The organism is Brevibacterium sp. CS2 (assembly GCF_005280295.1).
GTDB lineage: Bacteria > Actinomycetota > Actinomycetes > Actinomycetales > Brevibacteriaceae > Brevibacterium > Brevibacterium pityocampae.
In genome coordinates this window covers 2113463-2132766 of sequence record NZ_CP040020.1, presented here as the reverse complement: position 1 = coordinate 2132766, position 19304 = coordinate 2113463, and the positions used below count along the sequence as shown (strand labels likewise).

The window sequence follows — 19304 nt, the reverse complement described above, 5'->3', positions numbered from 1 at the left end:
ACAGCGGCGGCGAATCAGGCGCGGCGCATGCACCCGCGGCGTCAGTTGCCGCCGAGCTCCGGAGGTCCGTCCCCGGAGCCGCCGTCGGTGCCGCTCCCGCCGCCGGAGCCCCCGGTGCCGCCGTCGGTGCCCGAGCCGCCGGAATCCTCGGTGGGCGATTCCGTGGCCTCCTCGCGCGGGCGGTTGATCTCCTCGCCCGGGATGTGCCCGGCGCCGTTGTCGGAGTCGTCCTCGCCGCGCTCCTCACCGGAGGGCGCATCGACGCCCTCGGGTCGTTCGACAGCGCCGAACAGGCAGGTGTCGACGGACTCGCTGGGCGGCATGAGCCGGGCGGTGGCCGCTCCCCCGCGGATCTCCCCGACGACGCAGCCGTCCTCGACGCGCACGCCGAACATCTTCGCCGGCACCTCGTTGCCGAGCGGCGACTCGTCGAGCGTCGTCTCGATGTCCTCGGCGTCGTATCCCGCCTCGATGAGGGTGTCGAAGAGCTCCTGCGAGTTCGGCAGCGGCTCCTCGTCACCGGTCAGCGGTTCGAGCGCGGCGATGACCTCGTCGACGACGGCGGGCTCCTCGGTCGGCTGCACCGGTCCGGGTCCGACGGGCTGCTGGAACAGGGAGCACCCGGTCAGGGCCAGGGACGAGAGCAGCAGAACTGGCACTGCCGCACGCGCGTGGAACGTCATGGATCTCCTTCGCAACCGGCACCGACTCGCCTGCACCACTGTAGCGCCTCGGCGAGCCCGCGCCGGTCCCGGGAGACTCAGAACGGCGCGTCCTCATCCGTCGAGGATCCGGGCTCCGCACCGACGAGGGCCGGTTCGGGATCCCCGGGGGCGGCTGCTCGGTCCCCCGTGCCGACCGGAGCGAGGTCTGCGGCATGCTCCGGCGGCGCCCCGTCTGCCTGGGCGTGTTCGGATTCCCACGGAACCGGGCCGGCCGGCGGGCGCTGGGACAGCCCACCCCACTCGGTGTCGGATCCGGAGTCCGAGGCCGGATCCTCACCGCCGGAGGACCGACGCCGGGAGCTGCGGCGGCTGAAGGACCCGGTGCCGAAGCGCAGATTGTGGCCGATGGCATCGGCGATGATCTCCACCGCGGTGCCCGACCTCTCCCCCGACGTCCAGTCGCGCACCCGGAGTCGTCCGACGACGATGACGGGGTCGCCCTTCGACAGGGAGCAGGCGCACGCCTGGGCGATCGCGCCGTAGGCGGCGACGTCGTACCAGCTCGTGTCGCCCGATTCGTAGGCGCCGGTCTCGGAGTTAAAATAGTCGTGGTTCACGGCCAGCCGGAAGCCGACGTAGGGCCGGCCGTCGGTGAGGGTGCCCGTGCGGGGGTCGCTGCCGATGGTGCCGATGAGATGATTCGTGGTCTTCACCGTTCTCGTCCTTTCGAGTGGAGGTGAGTCCACGCTCGCCCCGGCGTGCCTCGTGCACCAGGGACGAGTTCGGCCTGTGGAGGAGCGAGCGCTCCTCCACAGGCCGCGGTCACCGAGGACGGCGCACTGTCCTCAGTCAGCGCAGACCGTCGTAGACCGCCTTGTGCTCTCCGAGGATCGCGGTGATCGGTTCGAGGTAGGAACCCGCCGCGGCGCGCTGCACCGCCTCACGCAGGCGCTCATCGACCTCGGCACCGGCCTCGCGGGCACCCTTGGCACGGGCCGAGGCGGCGGTGACCGAGGTGACGATCGAGCCGATGATCCCGATCCCGAGCAGCGCTCCGGGGACGATCCACAGCCAAGGGGATCCGTCGACGAGGACGCCGGCGAACATGAGCACGAGCTGCGCCACGAGCCACAGCGCGCCGATCACGGTCGCGAGGAAGAACAGGATCTGGAAGAAGCCGGCGACTCCCCACCACCCCGGGGTCCGCCGCTCGATGTCGACAGCGGTGACCGCGGAGTCGAGGGTGTGGGTCAGCTCCGCCGTGCTCTGCTTCTCCGCGTGGGAGACCGCGTGGCGCCACTGCAGCGGGAGCGAGCGCACCGCCTCGGCGACGAGTTCGTGCGCGGCGAGGTTGACCCGCGCGCTCTGCGTGCGGGTGGTCTCCGGGACGGCGGCACGGATGAGGTCGTCGCGGTCCCCACCGTGCTTGGCGCCGAGTGGGTCGGCCTGCCCGCGCTGGGCGAGCGCGAGAGGCGGGTAGCCGGTCTTCCGATAGGCGCGCCGCTGGTAGTCGTCGCGCACGGTCTGCGCGACGGCTTCGACGCCGGCGGCGTCGACCATCGTGTCGACGAGGCGGTCCGCACCCGGCAGGCGCGTCGGGTCGGACAGCGGCTCGCCGAGCTCGGAGCGCATCTGGGCGGCGAGCGAACGCATATCGGCGAGCAGCCTCTCCGAGGCGGCCTCCTTCGCCGACACCGTCTGCGTCAGGGTGTCACGCAGCTGCGGGACGCCTTCTCTGGTGACGGCCGAGGCGAGCTGGATCCGGGCCCCGTCGAGACCGTCCTGGGAGAGCAGCTGCCGCAGGTGGTCATGGCAGGCCTCGCGCTCGGCCGTGGTCAGCGTGTCGATCTGGTTGAGCACGACGACCATGTTCGTCGTGTGCTCGGCGAACTGGGAGAGGTAGTGCGAGTGGAGGGAGAAATCCGCGTACTTCTGCGGGTCGACGACCCAGAACACGACATCGACGAGGCCGACGAGGCGATCGGATTCGATCCGGTGCTCGGCAGCGGTGGAGTCGTGGTCGGGCAGGTCGAGGAGGATGAGTCCGTGGAGCGATTCCTCGTCATCACCGTCGAGTGCGCTCTCGCGCCAGGTCCGGTTGTCGACGGGCACCCCGAGCCAAGACAGGAGCTCTTCGCCGCCCTCTCCCCAGACGCAGGCCGTCGGCAGCGAGGTCGTGGGCCGTCGCACGCCGACCTGCGCGATCTCGAGCCCGGCCACCGCGTTGAACAGAGAGGACTTGCCCGAGCCGGTCGAACCGGCGAACGCGACGACGGTGAAGTCCTCGCCGAGGTTCATCCGGGCGTCGGTCTTCTCCAGGAGCTCTCCGGCGCGCGCGACGGTGGTGCGATCGAGACGGCCCTCCTCGAGGTCGAGGGCGCGGCGGATGCCGGCGGCCAGCCGGCTGATGGCCTCGTGGGTCTGCTGGCTCAAAGGGTCTCCTCCAATCGGTCTCCGGCTCCACGCAGCACCCCGGCCTGCCGGGGCGGCACCTCGGTGTCGGCGAGCGCCTGATCGAAGGGAGCACGGTGCCGTTCGAGCACCGCCCTCGCCCGTTCGACGAGCTGCTCGCGAGCGGTCTGCGCGAGGTCGCGGGTCACCTGGTCGCCGAAGATCGTGTCGAGCAGCTTGCCCGCGACCACGGCGGTGCCCCCGGCGATGCCGGCCTCGGCACCGGTGAGTCCCCCGGTGCCCGCGAACACGGCGAGCATGAGGACGGCGCCGACGCCGTTGACGCCGAAGGACAGGATCCGGGCCTTGGCCCGCTTGCTCTGGCCGACCTCGCGCACGAGGTCGTTGACGCCGGAGGACCAGTCGGCGACCATCCGGCCGACCTCGGCATCGAACTGCGGGGGCAGCGTGGCCATGGCAGGACGCTCGTCGACGAGCGCGGCGCCCTCGGGGTAGGCCTGCCAGCGTTCGGCGGTCTCCGCGACGGCACGCACCGTCTGCTCCCGGATGAGGAGAGCCACGCTGCTCTCGATGGCCTGCTCGAGCGACTCGGCGGCGTCGCGCTTGCCGGTCACGGCTGCGGTGATGCGGTCGCGCACGCGCGCGACGGTGGGCTCGAGGCCGCGGAAGAACTGGCCGGTGCCGACGAAGTCCTGCCAGCGGGCCAGCACCTCGCCGCGCAGCACCCGGCCGTCGGCGAGGGACTCGGCGAGATCGGCGGCGCTGCGGCCGAACTCCTCGTCGACCACGGCGTGCAGACGCTGGTGCGCGTCCTCCTGGCCGGACACGATGTCGGCGAGCTCGCGGACCTTGGCCGGGACGGCGGCGAGCGCACCCGTGAGCGTGCGGGAGATCACCCGGTCGCGGGCGGTCGCATTCATCCCGAGATTGAGGATCCACGAGCGCACCGGGAACACCGCGGCGTCGGGCAGCAGGCCGTCGGTGAGCTCGAGCTCGGGGATGGTGAAGATCGGCGCGGAGCCGAGCCCGGAGTCGGAGAGGAGCCCGGACAGGTGGTGGCGCACCTCACGGTTGGCCTGCGGAGGGACCCGGTCGAGCACCATCGCCACCGTCGTGCCGCGCTCGACCGAGGTCTTGAGGAGCTCCCACGGCACGGCGTCGGCGTAGCGGGCGGCGGTGGTGACGAACAGCCACAGGTCCGCCGCGGCGAGCAGCTGGCGGGCGAGCGTGCGGTTGGATTCGAGCACGGAGTCGATGTCCGGGGAGTCGAGGAGCGCGAGACCGCGCGGCACGCCCTCGTGCGCGACGAGGCGCACCTGCGGCTGCTCGAGGTCGGTCTCGGCCCGCACGACGCGTCGGAGAGTGGGGAGGATGCGGTCGGAGGTGAAGTACTCGCGGTCCTCGGGATTGTGGACGAGGACCGGCCAGCGGGTCGTCGGGCGCAGCACGCCCGGGTTGGACACCTCGGAACCGATGATCGAATTCACCAAGGTCGACTTGCCGGCACCCGTGGAGCCGCCGACGACGACGAGGAGCGGCGCGTCGGTGTCCGACACCCGCGGGAGCAGGTAGTCGGTGAGCTGGTCGTCGATGTCCCGCTGCAGTGCACGACCGTCCTGCGCGTCCGCTGTCTGCAGGGGGAACCGCGACTCCCGGACCCGTCTGACCAGGTCGGAGAGCGCCGGCGCCACCCCGGGCGCGAGGGCATGGAGATTCGATCGGGTAGTCACGGCTCCACTCTGTCGGTTTTCGCCGCACGTCACCACTCACCACGCCGACCACCGCGCCGATTCGCGCGTTCTCGAGCGGATTCCGCCCGCCGCGTCACGCGCATCCGGTCGGCGCCGCGAATGTGGCGTGGGTCACAATTTCCAGCGAACTCCCAGGTGCAGAACGATCGTTCGAGCGTAGTGTTCAAGCACCACACCGAAAGGGGTTGATTCCGATGACGGGATCGCGTTTCTTCCAGGCCGCTGCGGCCATGTCCTTCCTCGCCCTCCTGCTCGTCGTGTTCGGCGGGGTCAGCGTCCTCTTCGTCGATGTCGCCTTCTTCATCCAGGCGTTCGCACTGCTCGCCGCGCTCGCCGGGATCGGCCTCGCGATGAGTGAGCGGCTCGCGTTCTGGGGCAAGCCCGCCAGCCCGTACCTCGCCTGAGAAGACACCCGGGGCCGCTTCCCGGGCTTGATGCACAGACATGGCCCGAGCCCGCGGATTCAACGGAGAATCCGCGGGCTCGGGCCATGCGCGGGACGGTTCTCGCGGCGTGTTCGAGGGCCGATGCTCGAGCGCCGCTGCTCGATCCGGGCCGACCGTGGTCGAGCGCCGTGATCCCGATGCTGCGCCCCCAGCAGGATTCGAACCTGCAACCTACGGATTAGAAGGCCGTTGCTCTATCCATTGAGCTATGGGGGCCGGGCCGCACGGAGCGGCGCCACTCAGGCTACTACACGGCCCTTCCCCGCCGGGCACGGCCTCACAGCGGCCGGGACCTCACGGCGACGACGACCTCACAGCGACCACGACTCGAGCTGCCGGAGCATGTCGCGCTTCTTGCTCGTGTGCTCGCCCATCCGCGACAGGATGTCCGACAGCGCCTCGATCGCCTCTTCGATGTAGGGGCCCTTGTTGAGCATGACGCACTCGGCGCGTTGCGCCATCGCCGCGTCGGTGATCTCAGCGCGCGACGGCAGCCCGGACTTCGCGAGGCTCTCGAGCACCTGGGTCGCCCAGATCACCGGGACGTGCGCGGCCTCGCACAGCCACAGGATCTCCTCCTGGAGCTCGGCCATCCGCTCGAACCCGGCCTCGACCGCGAGGTCGCCGCGGGCGATCATCACCCCCACGTCCTGCCAGCGCATCGCCTCGAGCAGCATCCGCGGCAGCTCCTCGAACGCCGCGACGGTCTCGATCTTGAGCGTGATGTCGACGTCCTCGGCCTGTTCCGCGGCGAGCGCGTCGATGAGCTGGGCGACGTCGGCGGCGGAGCGGACGAAGGACAGGTTGACCATGTCCGCATGCGCGGCGACGAACGGGATGTGGGAGCGGTCGGCATCCGTCAGCGCCGGGATGCCGATCGTCGTGTCCGGCAGGTTGATGCCCTTCTCCGCCTTGAGCTTCGCCCCGCGCGGACCCGCGCTCGTCACCCGCAGCTCGAGCGCGTCGGTACCCCCGGCGGTAACGACGGCGCCGATCCGGCCGTCGTCGATCCACACCTCGTCGCCGATCGCCGCGTCGTCGAACACCTCCGGCAGCGAGCAGCCGATGACGAAGGGCGGGTCGGTGACTGCGGGGCGCGGCTCCATCGAGCGGGTGAGCACGATGGTGTCGTCGAGGTGCACTCGCATACTCTGCTCGACACCGGGCAGCGGGCCGACGGTGAGGACGGCGTCGAGCGCGTGCACCTCGGTCCCGGTCATCCAGTAGATCGTCTTGTCCGCCGACAGCAGGATCCCGGCCGAGCCGCGGGCCTCGATGCGCAGCCGACGGTGCGAATCCCGGGCGTCGGTGAGACGGACCTCATCGCCCTCGTCGAGGCGGGACAGCGCCTCGGTGATCGCTCCCGCGTCCCCGGCGAGCGGCAGCGCCTCGGCGTCGAGAGCGCCCTCGATGCCGCGGGCCGCCTGGTCGTCGACCCTCCCCAACCACACGAGAGAGCGCTCGACGACCCGTCCGGAGACGTCGCGCTCCGGGCGGATCTTGAGGACGGGCGGCCCGGGCAGGAGCGGACCGGTGCGGAGCTTCGGACCGGCGAGGTCCATCGCGATGAGCGGAGGGGATGTGCGACCGGGACCGCGCTGGGCGCGGATCGCTGCGATCATCGCGGTCCACGTGTCCTCGTCGTCATGTGCGCAGTTGATCCGCGCGAGGTCCATCCCGGCGGCGGCCATCGCCGCGACGAGGTCGCCGTCGTGGGCCGACTCGGTGGGCATCGTCACCATGATGCGGGTCCGGCGATCGGCCGGTTCCGGGCCGAGGAGCCGCGCGGTGTCACGCGCCAGGATCTCCCGGCCGGCCACCGGGGTGAGCGCCTGCGGATCCGGGTCCGGAGCCTGTCCGAGCTGGGCGCGCAGCGCGGTGAGGACCACGTCGAGGTGTCCGAGCACCCCGGCCTCCATCCGGCCGAGCGAGGACACCCCGACCTCGGCGAGCCGGTCCTGGAGCCCGCGGATGTCGAGCGCCCGCAGGGCGACGTAGTGCACGAGGTTCCGCGCGGACTCCCGGTGCTGGTCGCGCACGCGGGCGATGAGCTCCGTGCTGCGCACCTCTGCGGCGAGCACAGCGGCGCGCACCTCGGCGACCTCGGTGATGAGGGATTCGACGCGCTGTGCAGCGGGGATCGTGTGGTCAGTGGTCATGCGGCAGCACCTCCAGCACGGGAGCGTAGTGCTCCGAGGTCAACGGGAGGTGAACGGCGCATGCGCGCGGACGGGGCGGAGCAGGAGACGTCCCCCTGCTCCGCCCCGTCCACAACGGCCCGGCGCGTGCACGGCGATTCGGCGCGAGCGCGCGTCGGTTCAGTCGGCGCGCTCGTCGAGCGCCTTCTCCAGCCGATCGAGCTTGCCGGTGAGCTCACCGGTGTACCCCGGCCGGATGTCGGCCTTGATGACGAGCGAGACGCGCGAGCCGAACGCCCCGACGGCCTCGGTGGCCTCCTTGACCACGGCGAACACCTCGTCCCACTCGCCCTCGATGGTGGTGAACATCGAGTCGGTGCGGTTGGGCAGACCGGACTTCCGCACGACCTCGACGGCCGCGGCGACGGCGTCGTGGACGGAGCCGGTGGGGTCGTCGCCGCCCGAGGGGGCGACGGAGAATGCGAGGAGCATGATCGATCCTTCCTTCGGAGTGCGTCGGTACGCGGGGTGCGTCGGTACGCGGGGTGCGTCAGGTCGCGGGGACCTCGAGGACGAGCGCGTCGCCCTGGCCACCGCCGCCGCACAGTGCGGCCACGCCCTTCCCACCGCCGCGCCGCTGGAGCTCGAGCGCGAGGTGGAGTGCGACACGGGCGCCCGAGGCGCCGATCGGGTGGCCGAGCGCGACGGCGCCGCCGTTGACATTGACCTTCGAGTCGTCGATCCCGAGGTCCTTCATGCTCGCCAGGCTCACCGCCGCGAACGCCTCGTTGATCTCGTAGAGATCGAAGTCCGCCGGGCTCATGCCCTCCTTCTCCGCGGCGGCCTTGATCGCCTGCGAGGGCTGGTGCTGCAGCGTCGAGTCCGGCCCGGCGGTCCAGGCGTGCGAGCGGATGACGGCGAGGATCGGCAGACCGAGCTCCTCGGCCTTCTCCCGCGAGGCCACGACGACGGCGACGGCCCCGTCCGAGATCTGGGAGGCGGAGCCGGCGGTGATCGTGCCGTCCTTGCGGAAGGCCGGCCGGAGCTTCCCCAGGGATTCGGCCGTGGTGTCCGGGCGCACGCCCTCGTCCTCGCTCACCACGGTGTCGCCCTTGCGTCCGCGGATGGTGACCGGGGTGACCTCATCGGCGAAGCGGCCCTCCTGCCACGCGGCGGCGGCGCGCTGGTGTGACTGCGCGGCGTAGGCGTCCTGCTGCTCGCGGGTGAACTCGCCGTCGCCGGTGTTCGCGGACTCGGTGAGACCGCCCATCGCCTCGTCGGTGAAGGCGTCCCACAGTCCGTCGTAGTCCATGTGGTCGCGGACGGAGATGGTGCCGTACTTGTAGCCCGCACGCGACTTCTCGAGCATGTGGGGGGCGTTCGTCATGGATTCCTGGCCGCCGGCGACGACGAGGTCGTACTCACCGGCGCGGACGAGCATCGCGGCCTGGGTGATCGCGTTGAGCCCGGACAGGCAGAGCTTGTTGACGGTGATCGCCGGCGTGGACATCGGGATGCCGGCCTGGGCGGCAGCCTGCCGCGCCGGCCCCTGCCCGCAGCCGGCCTGGAGGACCTGGCCCATGATGACGTACTCGACTGCCTCGCGTGCCACGCCCGCGCGGTCGAGGGCGCCGCCGATCGCCTCGGCGCCGAGGTCGACGGCGCTGAGCGATCCGAGTGCTCCGGACATCCGCCCCTGCGGGGTGCGCGATCCGGCGACGATGACGGCTTCGGTCATGTTCTCCTCCTTGAGCAGCCGACCGGCGGGGCGTCCCCGGCGATCGGGCGATGATGGTGGGTGCGTCCGGCACCCGGCCGGCCGCGCGGCGCACCGGCCCTTCGGCGCGCTCCCGTGCTCCGTCCAGGGTATCCGAGGACGTGATGGCCGACACAACCGCCGGCCGAGGCGGCCCGCGGACCGGCACGTGTCCGATCGGGATCAGGCCGGAACCGCACGCACCCGCCCCACCGGTGACGGCGGAACGGGTGCGTGCAGGAAGCGTGGGACGGCCGGGCGCCGCCAGGGCGGTCAGCCCTTGAGGTTGCCGGCACCGTCGTCGAGGTGCGCGCGGAGGAACCACTGGAACTGCTCGAGCTCCCGGGTCTGGGCGGTGAGGAGGTCCTCGCTCATCGGATCGATCTCCGCGGTCGCGGCGACGGCCTCGCGGTGGGCGGCGTTGACGTCGTCGTAGACGGCGTCGAGCGCGGCGATGTGCGCCTGGGTGCCGGCCCGGTCGAGCTCGTACTTCATGCCCGGGCGATCCCAGGCCACGCGGCTCGGCACACCGTTGGGGCTGCTGCCGAGAGCGGCGATCCGCTCGGCGATCTCGTCGGCGAAGCCGCGGACGAGCTCGACCTGCGGGTCGAGCATCTCGTGCACGCCGACGAAGGCGGGCCCGACGACGTTCCAGTGCGCGTGCTTGAGGATGAGGTGCAGTGCGTTCATCGCATCGAGCCGCTCCTGCAGGATGCCGGCGACCTTCTCGCCTTCGGCCTCGCTGAGTCCGGGAAGGGTGTAAGCCATGGGTGTTCTCCTCTGCTGCGTGTGACGGATGGAGGGGTGAGCACTTCCGCCGTGGCACTCGAGCGGCCGGCGGCGTCTGCGCTCTCGATCGGTTCAACACGGACCGCGGTGCCGGTATTCCGCCCGCACCGCCCGCCCCCGGGTGAGATCCCTCGCATCCGCACCGGTGACGCCCAGGCCCCGGGTGCGATCCGCCGGGTCGTGGCCGATCGGGCACATCCGCTCGGAGGTCATACCCATGAATCCTCAGTAGAGTGGACCGAGAAGCTGAAGAGCACCGGTGAGACAAGGATGGGAGTCGAGAGCGTGACGCCTCCGGAAGAGTTCCGCACTGCAATGCGCGGATACGAGAAGAATGAAGTCGATGCCCGGATCGGGCAGCTGCAGACCGAGATCGATTCGCTGCGCAAAGCGCTGGCAGATGCACGGAGCCAGGTGATCACCGCCGATCGCGCCAAGCTGCAGATCGCCGGCGAGCTGTCCGAGGCGAAGCAGCAGCTCAAGAAGGCCGCGAACGACAGCGCCGAGGCGTCCGGCCCTCCCGGCAGCCGGATCGACCACCTGCTCAAGATCGCGGAGTCCCAGGCCCGCGAGACCCTCGCGCAGGCGACCGCGGACGCGGAGACGATCCGCAACAAGGCCCGCGCCGATGCCGCGAGCCAGCGCGCCCGGATGCACACCGAGAGCAACGACGTGCTCAACAAGGCCCGCTCCGAGGCCGAGGCGATCACCGCCTCGGCGGAGCTGCGTGCCGAGGAGACGATCAAGGCCGCGGACTCCCGTGCCGAGGAGCTCAAGGCCACCGCTGCACGCGAGGCCTCCCAGCACACCGACTCCGCGCAGGCGGAGGCCGAGCAGAGCCGCGAGACCGTCAAGCGCGAGATCGCCGCGCTGCGTGCGGACGCCGAGAAGGAGGCCGCCGACATCCGCGCGAAGGCGAAGAGCGAGGCGGACTCCATCCTCGCTGCCGCCCACGCCGAGCAGGAGAAGGCGAAGAAGGCCGCGAACGACCTCGAGGTCGAACTCGCCGACAAGCGCCAGCAGGCGGAGAAGTCGGAGAAGGAGCGCTTCGACAAGGCCACGGAGGAGAACGCGAAGCTCATCTCCGAGGCCCAGGCCCGCGCCAAGAAGGCCTACGAGGAGGCCAAGGCCGCCGCAGAGCGCGCGGAGACGACCCGCAAGGAGGCCGTCGAGAAGGCCGACCGCATCATCGCCGACGGACGGAAGCGCTCGCAAGAGCTCATCGCCGAAGCCCGTGCCACCGCCGAGGCGACGATCGAGGAATCCGCCGCCGAGGCCAAGCGCAACGTGTCGAGTGCCCAGTCGCAGGTCGACCTGCTCACCAAGCAGCGCCGCACCATCACCGCCCAGCTCCAGCAGCTGCGGTCGATGTTCGCCGCTCCCGGACTCTTCGACGGCGTCGACATGACCGAGGACAAGTCGGATCAGGAGGCCGCCGCCGCGCTCCCCACCGAGAAGATCGCCTCCGGCTCCGAGCTCGACGACCTCACCGCACCTGCAGATGCGGAGGACGCCGCGGCCGGCGAGCAGGAGTCCGGCACGACCGGCGGCTCCGGCTCCTCGGGCGCTGCCGGCTCCAGCGGCGGCGGGGCGCTGAAGCCCGGGGCGCGCAAGCTCGATGAGAAGCCTGCCGGCTTGTCCGGCGCCTCGGGCTCCTCGCAGACCGGCGGCCAGCAGCCGAGCGACCGGAAGAACGACGGTGAGAAGCCTGCCCCCGCGCGGCAGTCCGAGGGCGGAACGAAGGCCGATGGCACCGCGAAGCCCGATGGCGCCGCGAAGCCCGCCTCCGGGTCGAAGGGTTCCGCGAGCGGTTCCGGCGGCTCGGGGCCGGCCGGCGCCTCGGCGGGTGGAAAGGCTCCGCAGGGCGGCCGACCCGCCCGCGACCCGAAGTCGCGCGACTTCAACCGGCTGCGCTGAGACGGGCGGACACCGACCCGACCCCCGCACCGCGGACGATCCCGCCGTTCATGTCGAACGGCGGGATCGTCGTGTCCGGGGTGTACGGGGCGGCTGTGCTCAGCGGCGCCGGCGGCGGGCGTTGAAGCAGGAGGTGTGCCAGTGGCGCCGGAACGAGACGCCGGCGGCCACCGCGAACTCGTCCTCGGAGCGCCAGGCGACGGTGTGGGCGATCGATGCCGGGAGGTCCTGCCGGCAGCCCGGGCACACGTAGGTCTTCCCCGAGCTGGTCCCGCGGACGTGCTGCACCACCCACTGTCCGTCGGGTTCGTCGTGCACGCGGCGCAGGGAGTTGAGGGACAAGCTCAGATCGCGCGGCTCGCGGGACCACTTGTTGGACCGGCGGGAGGAGGACGAACGTGGCATGGCCCGATTCTCTCACGTAGGGTTGCAGGGTGCGTGTGGTGATCGCGAAGTGCAGTGTCGACTATGCCGGAAGGCTGACGGCTCATCTGCCGACGGCTGACCGGGTCCTCATGATCAAGGCCGACGGCAGCGTCCTCGTCCATTCCGATGGCGGATCCTACAAGCCGCTCAACTGGATGACCCCGCCGTGCACCCTGAGCGTGACGGAGCCGGACGAGGACCAGCGGGCAGCCGGGTTCACCGAGATCTGGACGGTGACCCAGGCGAAGACCGACGACCGTCTGGTGATCTCGATCGCCGAGGTGATCTCCGAGACCGTGCACGACCTCGGCGTCGATCCCGGTCTCGTCAAGGACGGGGTCGAGGCGCACCTCCAGGAGCTCCTCGCCGAGCACATCGAATCGCTCGGCACCGGGTACCAGACCGTCCGCCGGGAGTACATGACCGCGATCGGGCCCGTCGACATCCTCGCGAAGGACGCGCTCGGCTCCTCGGTTGCGATCGAGATCAAGCGGCGCGGGGGGATCGACGGTGTCGAGCAGCTCACCCGCTACCTCGAGCTCCTCAACCGCGATCCCCTCCTCTCCCCCGTCAGTGGGGTCTTCGCCGCGCAGGAGATCAAGCCCCAGGCCCGTGCGCTCGCGGAGGACCGCGGCATCCGCTGCGTCGTCCTCGACTACGATGCGCTGCGCGGGATGGACGACCCCGAGACCCGGCTCTTCTGAGACCGCCGGCCGCTGCCGAAGGAGCCCGATGACGAATCCCGAGATCGACCCGGCTGAGTACGAGTGCGCACACGTCACCTGCGCCGATGCCATCGACATCATCACCGCGCGCGAGGTGCCGCTCGGCGGGCTGCGGGCGATGACCGTGCGCCGCACCCTCCCCCAGCGCAAGCGCTCGCTCATCGGCCCCTGGTGCTTCGTCGACCACTTCGGTCCCGACGATGTCGCCGCCACCGGGGGCATGCAGGTCGCCCGCCACCCGCACACCGGGCTCGCCACCGTGACCCTGCTGTTCCACGGCGAGATCGAGCACATCGACTCCACCGGCTTCTCCAACATCGTGCGGCCCGGCGAGGTCAACCTCATGATCGCCGGCTCCGGCATCTCCCACTCGGAGTTCTCCTCCGATGCCACCGAGCAGCTCCACGGCGTCCAGCTCTGGTACGCGCTGCCCGACGCGCTGCGCAACGGGATGCCGGAGTCCCAGCACTTCGTCCCCACCTGGGCCGAGGTGCCCGGCGGCCAGGTGCTCACCTACCTCGGCTCCTTCGCCGGGCAGAGCTCGCCGGTGGACACCCGTGTGCCCGCGCACGCCGCGGAGATCCTCGTCGATGCGGGGCAGACCGTTGAGGTCGACCTCGATGCCTCCTGCGAGCACGGTGTGCTGCTCGACTCCGGTGCGCTCACGCTCGGCGTGCGCGATCACGAGCAGACGGTGGCGCCGGACGAGCTCGCGTACCTCCCGTCGGGTCCGGATGCGCTGAGGCTCACCGCCGGGCCCGAGGCGCCCGCCCGGGTGATCGTCGTCGGCGGGCGGCCGTTCGGGGAGAGCATCGTCATGTGGTGGAACTTCGTCGGACGCAGCCACGACGAGATCGTCGCCTACCGTCGCGCGTGGCAGACCGAGATCGGTCGCGCCGAGGACAGCGACAGCGCCGATGGCGCCGGTGCCGCTGAGCCGCTGGGCGACGGCGAGGGCGGTGACACCATCGCCGAGCCTGTGGGCGACGGCGTCGAGGGGCCGCGGTTCGGCACCTTCCCGCCCGACCAGCCCGAGCCGATCCCGGCGCCCCCGCTCCCCCGCGTCCGCATCAAGCCCAGGAGGCAGTCATGAGCGATCCTGTCATCGAAGTCACCGACAACCCTGCCGAGCACCGCTACGACATCACCGTCGACGGCGCGCCGGCGGGGTTCTCGGCCTACCGCGACACCACGGCGCCCCGCGGCGGCGGGAGCGGATCCGGTGAGGGGGACGCCCCCGGCGGGGGTTCCTCGGACCCGGCGCAGCAGCGGATCCTCTACCACACGGTGATCGACGAGGCCTTCTCCGGCCAGGGGCTCGCCTCGCGCCACACCCGGGACGCGATCGCCGCCTCCGTGACCGAGGGCTACCGGGTCGTCCCGCTGTGCCCCTACGTCAAATCGTGGGTGGGCAAGCACGACGAGTTCGCTGACCACGTCGACCCGGTCAGCAGCGCCCACCTCGCCCTCTTCTCCTGACAATTTCCGAAGGTTCCTGAGAGCGATTCCGCGCGTCTGTGCGATCTCACGATGCAGGACCTCACGGACCCCCGACCTCATGCCCCGAATCCCCGGACCGTCGGCGAGGCGTCCAGGGCAGCGGCCGTGAGCGCGACGACCTCGGCCTCGGGCATGTCCTTCGTCACCCGGATACGTCGCCAGCCCTCCGACTCGAACGCCTGACCGCGCTCGATGTCGACCGCCCACTGGACGGGGTCGGTCCGGTGGTGCTCCCCCTCGTACTCGACGGCGAGTCGCTGCTCGACGTAGCCGACATCCGGATGGATCGTCCGACCGAACGCTCGGATGTGGACGGGAGGATGGACGACCGGCTCCGGGAGCCCGCCGTCCACAAGCACGAGTCGCAGAGAAGTCTCGCGCGGCGAATCCACCCCCGGCCGCGCGCGGTCGAGCGCGGCGCGGAAGGTCGACCTGCCGCGGTACCGGACCGGCGCCTCGGCGACGGCGCGGAGCGAATCCAGGGTGGCGCTCGCCTCTCCGTGCCACGTGCCAAGCAGGCAGTCGAGGGCGATGGTCATGTCGCGCACGCCGAGCATCCCGGCGATCTGCCGCAGCGTCTGATCACGTGCGACGATCCGCAGGTCCCACTCCTCGACGACATCGAGCAGCTCCGCCGAATGCCCTTTGACGCCTCGGCGGCGGATCGGCACGACGCCGATCATCGAGGTCACGTGGCTGTGGCGGAGCAGGTGCTGCGGGACCGCCATGCCGTGGAGGACCGCCGCCGAGGTGTGGCTCGCGGCACAGTCCGGCCGCACGTGCTGGAGGCCGAGCTGGCGCAGATGGATGGTCTTCCAATCCTCATCGGCCCAGTCGGGGATCTCGATCGTCTTCCGCCACTCCGGGTGCTCGCGCACGCCGTGATGCGGTGCACGGACATGTCCGCGCGCGGTGACGGAGTACGAGGACAGGTCGTAGGAGTCGTGATCGTCGGGGTTGAAGTACAGGGGGATCCGGTGTGCAGCCATGCCGGCACGCTAGACAGAGCGTCGCCCCGGCACCAGTGCGCGCCCCGGCCTGTGGACTGCTGCGGGCTCCGGCTCCCGCCTGTGACACCAGGACGCCGCGGCTGTGACCTCGCGACGCGGGCGATGACATCGGGGGCACCTTCGCCACCGGGGAACTCCACCGGTCGCTGCGCTGCGACCAGCACCCGGACCCGTCACGGGACACAGCCGGCGGCGCGCTGACCTTGCGAAGAATCGCGGAAAGACTCTCAGGAACCTTCGGAAATTGAGGTCTCAGGGGCGGTCGAAGTCGAGGAGATCGGGCTTCTCCACCCGCTCGACCTGCGCACCGAGCGCCTGGAGCTTCTCCACGAAGTACTCGTAGCCACGATCGATGTGATCGACACCGGAGATCTGCGTCTGCCCGGTCGCGGCGAGCCCCGCGAGCACCAGACCCGCCCCGGCCCGGATATCCGAGGCCTCGACCTCCGCCCCGGAGAGCTGCGGCACCCCGGTGATGAGCGCGTGGTTGCCGTCGATCGACACCTCCGCGCCGAGCCGGGCGAGCTCGTTGACGAACCGCCAGCGCGCCTCGAAGAGGTTCTCGGTCAGCAGCCCCACACCGTCGGCCACCGCGTTGAGCGCGATGACGAAGGGCTGGAGATCCGTGGGGAAGCCGGGGAACGGCAGGGTCGAGACACGGATGCTGCGCGGCCGCTCGGTCCCACGCACCCGGAACGCGCCGCCGGGGTTGTCGGTGTCGCAGTCCGCGACCTCCGCCCCGGCGTCGCGGAGCTTGTCGACGACGATCGGCAGCAGGTCGAGGGACGCGCCCTCGACGGTGAGGTCGCCCCCGGTGATCGCGGCGGCGAACGCCCAGGTCCCGGCGACGATCCGATCCCCCACGCAGCGGTGCTCCACCGGCTGCAGGCGGGCGACGCCGTCGACGGTCAGGGTCGAGGTGCCGATCCCGGAGATCCGTGCGCCCATCGCCACGAGCATCCGACAGATGTCGACGATCTCCGGTTCGCGCGCCGCGTTCTCGATGACGGTCCGGCCCTCGGCGAGCGTCGCGGCCATGACGAGGTTCTCCGTCGCCCCGACCGAGGGGAACGCGAGGTGGATGTCCGCCCCGCGCAGGCCGTCGGGCGCCTCGGCGATGAAATATCCGTGGTCGAGGTGGACGGTCGCCCCGAGGAGCTCGAGGCCAACTTTGTGGAGGTCGAGCCCGCGCGAGCCGATCGCGTCGCCGCCGGGCAGCGCCACGTGGGCGGCGTGCATCCGACCGGTGAGCGGGCCGAGAACGGAGATCGAGGCGCGCATCGCGCGGACGAGCTCGTAGTCCGCCTGGATCCCGGCCTCCTCAGGCACGTCGATCGCGACCGTCCCGGCCTCCGGGTCGTAGTCGATCCCGCAGCCGAGGCGTCCGAGCAGCTCGCACATGATCGACACGTCGAGGATGCGCGGCACATTGGTGATCACGGAACGGCCCGGGGCGAGCAGGGTCGCCGCCATGAGCTTGAGCACGCTGTTCTTCGCCCCGCGGACCTCGACGGAGCCGGACAGCACAGCGGGGCCGTGGACGGTCAGGACCTGCATCAGGTGAATCGTCCCATCGTGAGATTGGAGCCGGGAGGAGCCGACTCGAGCCAGGAGGAGAAGGCCGAGAGCGCCTCGGAGTCGAGGGCGAGGAGCACGTCCCGGGGATCCCCGTCATGGGTGCCGTAGCGGCACGTGATGATCTGAGCATCGGGCAGCACCGCGTACTGCTCGTCCGGATCAGGCGCATTCCGCGCGGTGATCTCGAGATCCGAGCGCGGCAGCAGGAAGGCGGGGCGCCGGCCGAGGCTGAACACGGGGTACCACGCGAGAGCGGTGACGGTGAACACCCCGACCCCGAGACGCCAACGTGGGCGACGGGTACCGTCGCCCACGCGGGTGGAGCAGTCGAATGCGCCCGACAGACGGGTGATCGAGCGGCGTCGCATCGAGAACAGTGCGACGACGAGGATCGCCAGCCCTACCAATGAGAGCAGAACAATCAGTAGGGAGGAGGGGTTCACGTCTGCCAGTGTAGCGAAGCTCAGACGAGTTCGGCCTGGTCGGCGACCACGGTCACGCGATCGTTCTCCACGGACAGGAACCCGCCATCGGCCTGAGCCGTGAGGTGCTCGCCGTCCGCGGTCACGATGCGCACCTGCCCGCCGGCCACGATGCCGAGCACCGGCTCGTGGCCGGGCAGGATGCCGATCTCGCCCTCGGTGGTCTTGGCCACGACCCGGCGGGCCTCGCCGGACCACACAGCGTGCTCGGCGGCGACCACGGTGACCTGGAGACTCATCGGATCAGCCCTTCTTCTGGAGCTCGTCGTAGTTGCGCAGCACGTCGTCGATCGCGCCGACGTTGAAGAACGCCTGCTCCGGGATGTGATCGAAGTCGCCGTTGCAGATGCCGCGGAAGCCCTCGATGGTGTCCTTGATCGACACGGTCGAGCCCTCGACACCGGTGAACTGGAGCGCGGTGTAGGTGTTCTGGGAGAGGAACTGCTCGATCCGGCGCGCGCGGTGCACGGTGAGCTTGTCCTCCTCCGAGAGCTCGTCGACGCCGAGGATCGCGATGATGTCCTGCAGCTCCTTGTTCTTCTGCAGGATCTGCTTGACCTCGGTCGCCACGTCGTAGTGCTCCTGACCCACGTAGAGCGGGTCGAGGATGCGCGAGGACGAGGCGAGCGGGTCCACGGCCGGGTAGAGGCCGCGCGAGGCGATGTCACGGCTGAGCTCAGTCGTCGCATCGAGGTGCGCGAAGGTCGTCGCCGGGGCCGGGTCGGTGTAGTCGTCGGCCGGGACGTAGATCGCCTGCATCGAGGTGATCGAGTTGCCGCGGGTCGAGGTGATGCGCTCCTGCAGGACACCCATCTCGTCGGCCAGGGTCGGCTGGTAGCCCACGGCCGAGGGCATGCGGCCCAGCAGAGTGGAGACCTCGGAGCCGGCCTGGGTGAAGCGGAAGATGTTGTCGATGAAGAGGAGCACGTCCTGGTTCTGCACATCGCGGAAGTACTCCGCCATGGTCAGACCGGTGAGCGCGACGCGCAGGCGGGTGCCCGGCGGCTCGTCCATCTGGCCGAAGACGAGCGCGGTCTTGTCGAGCACGCCCGACTCGTCCATCTCGAAGATCAGGTCGTTGCCCTCACGGGTGCGCTCGCCGACTCCGGCGAACACCGACACACCGCCGTGGTCCTGGGCCACACGCGTGATCATCTCCTGGATGAGCACGGTCTTGCCCACGCCCGCGCCGCCGAACAGGCCGATCTTGCCGCCGAGCACGTAGGGGGTGAGGAGGTCGATGACCTTGATGCCGGTCTCGAACATCTGGGTCTTCGACTCGAGCTGGTCGAAGTTCGGCGCGCTGCGGTGGATCGGCCAGCGTTCGGTGATCTCGTAGGGCTCGTCGATCATCGAGCCGTTGAGGACGTCACCGGTGACGTTGAAGACCTTGCCCTTGGTCACGTCGCCCACGGGCACGGTGATCGGGGAACCGGAGTCGACGACCTCCTGGCCGCGGACGAGGCCGTCGGTCGGCTGCAGGGAGATCGCGCGGACGATGCCGTTGCCGAGCTGCAGCTCGACCTCGAGGGTGACCTTGCGGGTCCCCTCGGACAGCGTGACCTCGGTGGTCAGCGCGTTGTAGATGGCCGGCACGGAGTCGAGCGGGAACTCGACGTCCACGACGGGGCCGATGACGCGGGAGATCCGGCCAACGGTCCCCTGTGCCTGGGGGGTTTCCGTAACTGTGGCAGTCATGGTCTTCTTTC

The 19304-nt window shown here is 70.7% G+C and carries 19 protein-coding genes and 1 tRNA gene; 5 read left to right on the top strand and 15 right to left on the bottom strand.

The genetic code is table 11. From position 1 onward, the window contains the following. Positions 1 to 41: 41 nt before the first annotated feature. The 4 genes from FDF13_RS09525 to FDF13_RS09510 all read right to left on the bottom strand — a co-directional run bounded on the left by FDF13_RS09525 (position 42) and on the right by FDF13_RS09510 (position 4807). Complete coding sequence (locus FDF13_RS09525; protein WP_137319436.1) at positions 42 to 683, bottom strand: hypothetical protein; 642 nt, start codon at positions 681 to 683, stop codon at positions 42 to 44. Positions 684 to 760: 77 nt separating this feature from the next. Further along, entirely contained in the window at positions 761 to 1378 is a 618-nt protein-coding gene (ssb, locus tag FDF13_RS09520; protein ID WP_175406938.1) for a single-stranded DNA-binding protein, read from the bottom strand. A gap of 136 nt (positions 1379 to 1514) precedes the next feature. Further along, positions 1515 to 3098, bottom strand: coding sequence for a GTPase (locus tag FDF13_RS09515; protein ID WP_137319434.1), 1584 nt, complete (start codon positions 3096 to 3098; stop codon positions 1515 to 1517). After that, positions 3095 to 4807, bottom strand: a complete 1713-nt coding sequence (locus FDF13_RS09510) for a dynamin family protein (protein WP_254668761.1) — start codon at positions 4805 to 4807, stop codon at positions 3095 to 3097. Before FDF13_RS09510 ends, FDF13_RS09515 begins: the two co-directional genes overlap by 4 nt. Positions 4808 to 5022: 215 nt before the next feature. Here FDF13_RS09510 and FDF13_RS09505 point away from each other — a divergent pair, with 215 nt between their 5' ends. Then, positions 5023 to 5232 carry a hypothetical protein gene (locus tag FDF13_RS09505; RefSeq protein WP_137319433.1) on the top strand — a complete coding sequence of 70 codons (210 nt, stop codon included), beginning with the start codon at positions 5023 to 5025 and terminating at the stop codon, positions 5230 to 5232. A 185-nt stretch (positions 5233 to 5417) separates the two neighbouring features. Here FDF13_RS09505 and FDF13_RS09500 read toward each other — a convergent pair. The 5 genes from FDF13_RS09500 to FDF13_RS09480 all read right to left on the bottom strand — a co-directional run bounded on the left by FDF13_RS09500 (position 5418) and on the right by FDF13_RS09480 (position 9936). Beyond that, positions 5418 to 5490 (bottom strand) — tRNA-Arg (locus FDF13_RS09500). A 95-nt stretch (positions 5491 to 5585) separates the two neighbouring features. After that, complete coding sequence (locus FDF13_RS09495; protein ID WP_137319432.1) at positions 5586 to 7433, bottom strand: pyruvate kinase; 1848 nt, start codon at positions 7431 to 7433, stop codon at positions 5586 to 5588. A gap of 159 nt (positions 7434 to 7592) precedes the next feature. Further along, complete coding sequence (locus FDF13_RS09490) at positions 7593 to 7904, bottom strand: thiamine-binding protein (RefSeq protein ID WP_137319431.1); 312 nt, start codon at positions 7902 to 7904, stop codon at positions 7593 to 7595. A gap of 58 nt (positions 7905 to 7962) precedes the next feature. Next, the gene (locus tag FDF13_RS09485; protein ID WP_137319430.1) at positions 7963 to 9150 is read right to left on the bottom strand and encodes an acetyl-CoA C-acetyltransferase; all 1188 of its coding nucleotides are present in this window, start codon (positions 9148 to 9150) and stop codon (positions 7963 to 7965) included. A 291-nt stretch (positions 9151 to 9441) separates the two neighbouring features. Beyond that, a complete protein-coding gene (locus tag FDF13_RS09480; RefSeq protein WP_137319429.1) occupies positions 9442 to 9936 on the bottom strand; it encodes a Dps family protein in 495 nt (164 codons plus the stop codon). A gap of 291 nt (positions 9937 to 10227) precedes the next feature. Between FDF13_RS09480 and FDF13_RS09475 the strand changes: the two genes are divergently transcribed. Continuing rightward, positions 10228 to 11874 carry a cell division protein gene (locus FDF13_RS09475; RefSeq protein ID WP_217494843.1) on the top strand — a complete coding sequence of 549 codons (1647 nt, stop codon included), beginning with the start codon at positions 10228 to 10230 and terminating at the stop codon, positions 11872 to 11874. 99 nt (positions 11875 to 11973) lie between these two features. Here FDF13_RS09475 and FDF13_RS09470 read toward each other — a convergent pair whose 3' ends face one another. After that, entirely contained in the window at positions 11974 to 12279 is a 306-nt protein-coding gene (locus FDF13_RS09470; RefSeq protein WP_247425370.1) for a hypothetical protein, read from the bottom strand. A 29-nt stretch (positions 12280 to 12308) separates the two neighbouring features. On the opposite strand from FDF13_RS09470, the gene nucS reads away from it, so the two are divergent. From nucS to FDF13_RS09455, 3 genes are read left to right on the top strand one after another with little or no spacing between them, the layout of a single operon-like run. Next, a complete protein-coding gene (gene nucS, locus FDF13_RS09465; RefSeq protein WP_137319428.1) occupies positions 12309 to 13004 on the top strand; it encodes an endonuclease NucS in 696 nt (231 codons plus the stop codon). A gap of 28 nt (positions 13005 to 13032) precedes the next feature. Continuing rightward, positions 13033 to 14118: a pirin family protein gene (locus FDF13_RS09460; protein WP_137319427.1), complete on the top strand. Its 1086-nt coding sequence runs from the start codon at positions 13033 to 13035 to the stop codon at positions 14116 to 14118. Then, complete coding sequence (locus tag FDF13_RS09455; RefSeq protein WP_137319426.1) at positions 14115 to 14504, top strand: GNAT family N-acetyltransferase; 390 nt, start codon at positions 14115 to 14117, stop codon at positions 14502 to 14504. The genes FDF13_RS09460 and FDF13_RS09455 overlap by 4 nt, the downstream gene beginning before the upstream one ends. Before the next feature lie 77 nt (positions 14505 to 14581). Here FDF13_RS09455 and FDF13_RS09450 read toward each other — a convergent pair whose 3' ends face one another. The 5 genes from FDF13_RS09450 to atpD all read right to left on the bottom strand — a co-directional run bounded on the left by FDF13_RS09450 (position 14582) and on the right by atpD (position 19293). Then, the gene (locus FDF13_RS09450) at positions 14582 to 15514 is read right to left on the bottom strand and encodes a hypothetical protein (protein WP_137319425.1); all 933 of its coding nucleotides are present in this window, start codon (positions 15512 to 15514) and stop codon (positions 14582 to 14584) included. Between the two features lie 273 nt (positions 15515 to 15787). Continuing rightward, positions 15788 to 17092, bottom strand: coding sequence for a UDP-N-acetylglucosamine 1-carboxyvinyltransferase (gene murA / locus FDF13_RS09445; protein WP_137319424.1), 1305 nt, complete (start codon positions 17090 to 17092; stop codon positions 15788 to 15790). Further along, a complete protein-coding gene (locus FDF13_RS09440) occupies positions 17092 to 17556 on the bottom strand; it encodes a DUF2550 domain-containing protein (RefSeq protein ID WP_137319423.1) in 465 nt (154 codons plus the stop codon). The genes murA and FDF13_RS09440 overlap by 1 nt, the downstream gene beginning before the upstream one ends. 20 nt (positions 17557 to 17576) lie before the next feature. Then, positions 17577 to 17834, bottom strand: coding sequence for a F0F1 ATP synthase subunit epsilon (locus tag FDF13_RS09435; RefSeq protein ID WP_137319422.1), 258 nt, complete (start codon positions 17832 to 17834; stop codon positions 17577 to 17579). A gap of 4 nt (positions 17835 to 17838) precedes the next feature. Continuing rightward, positions 17839 to 19293 (bottom strand): F0F1 ATP synthase subunit beta, encoded by a 1455-nt coding sequence (atpD, locus tag FDF13_RS09430; protein ID WP_137319421.1) that lies wholly within the window; start codon positions 19291 to 19293, stop codon positions 17839 to 17841. Positions 19294 to 19304: the final 11 nt, after the last annotated feature.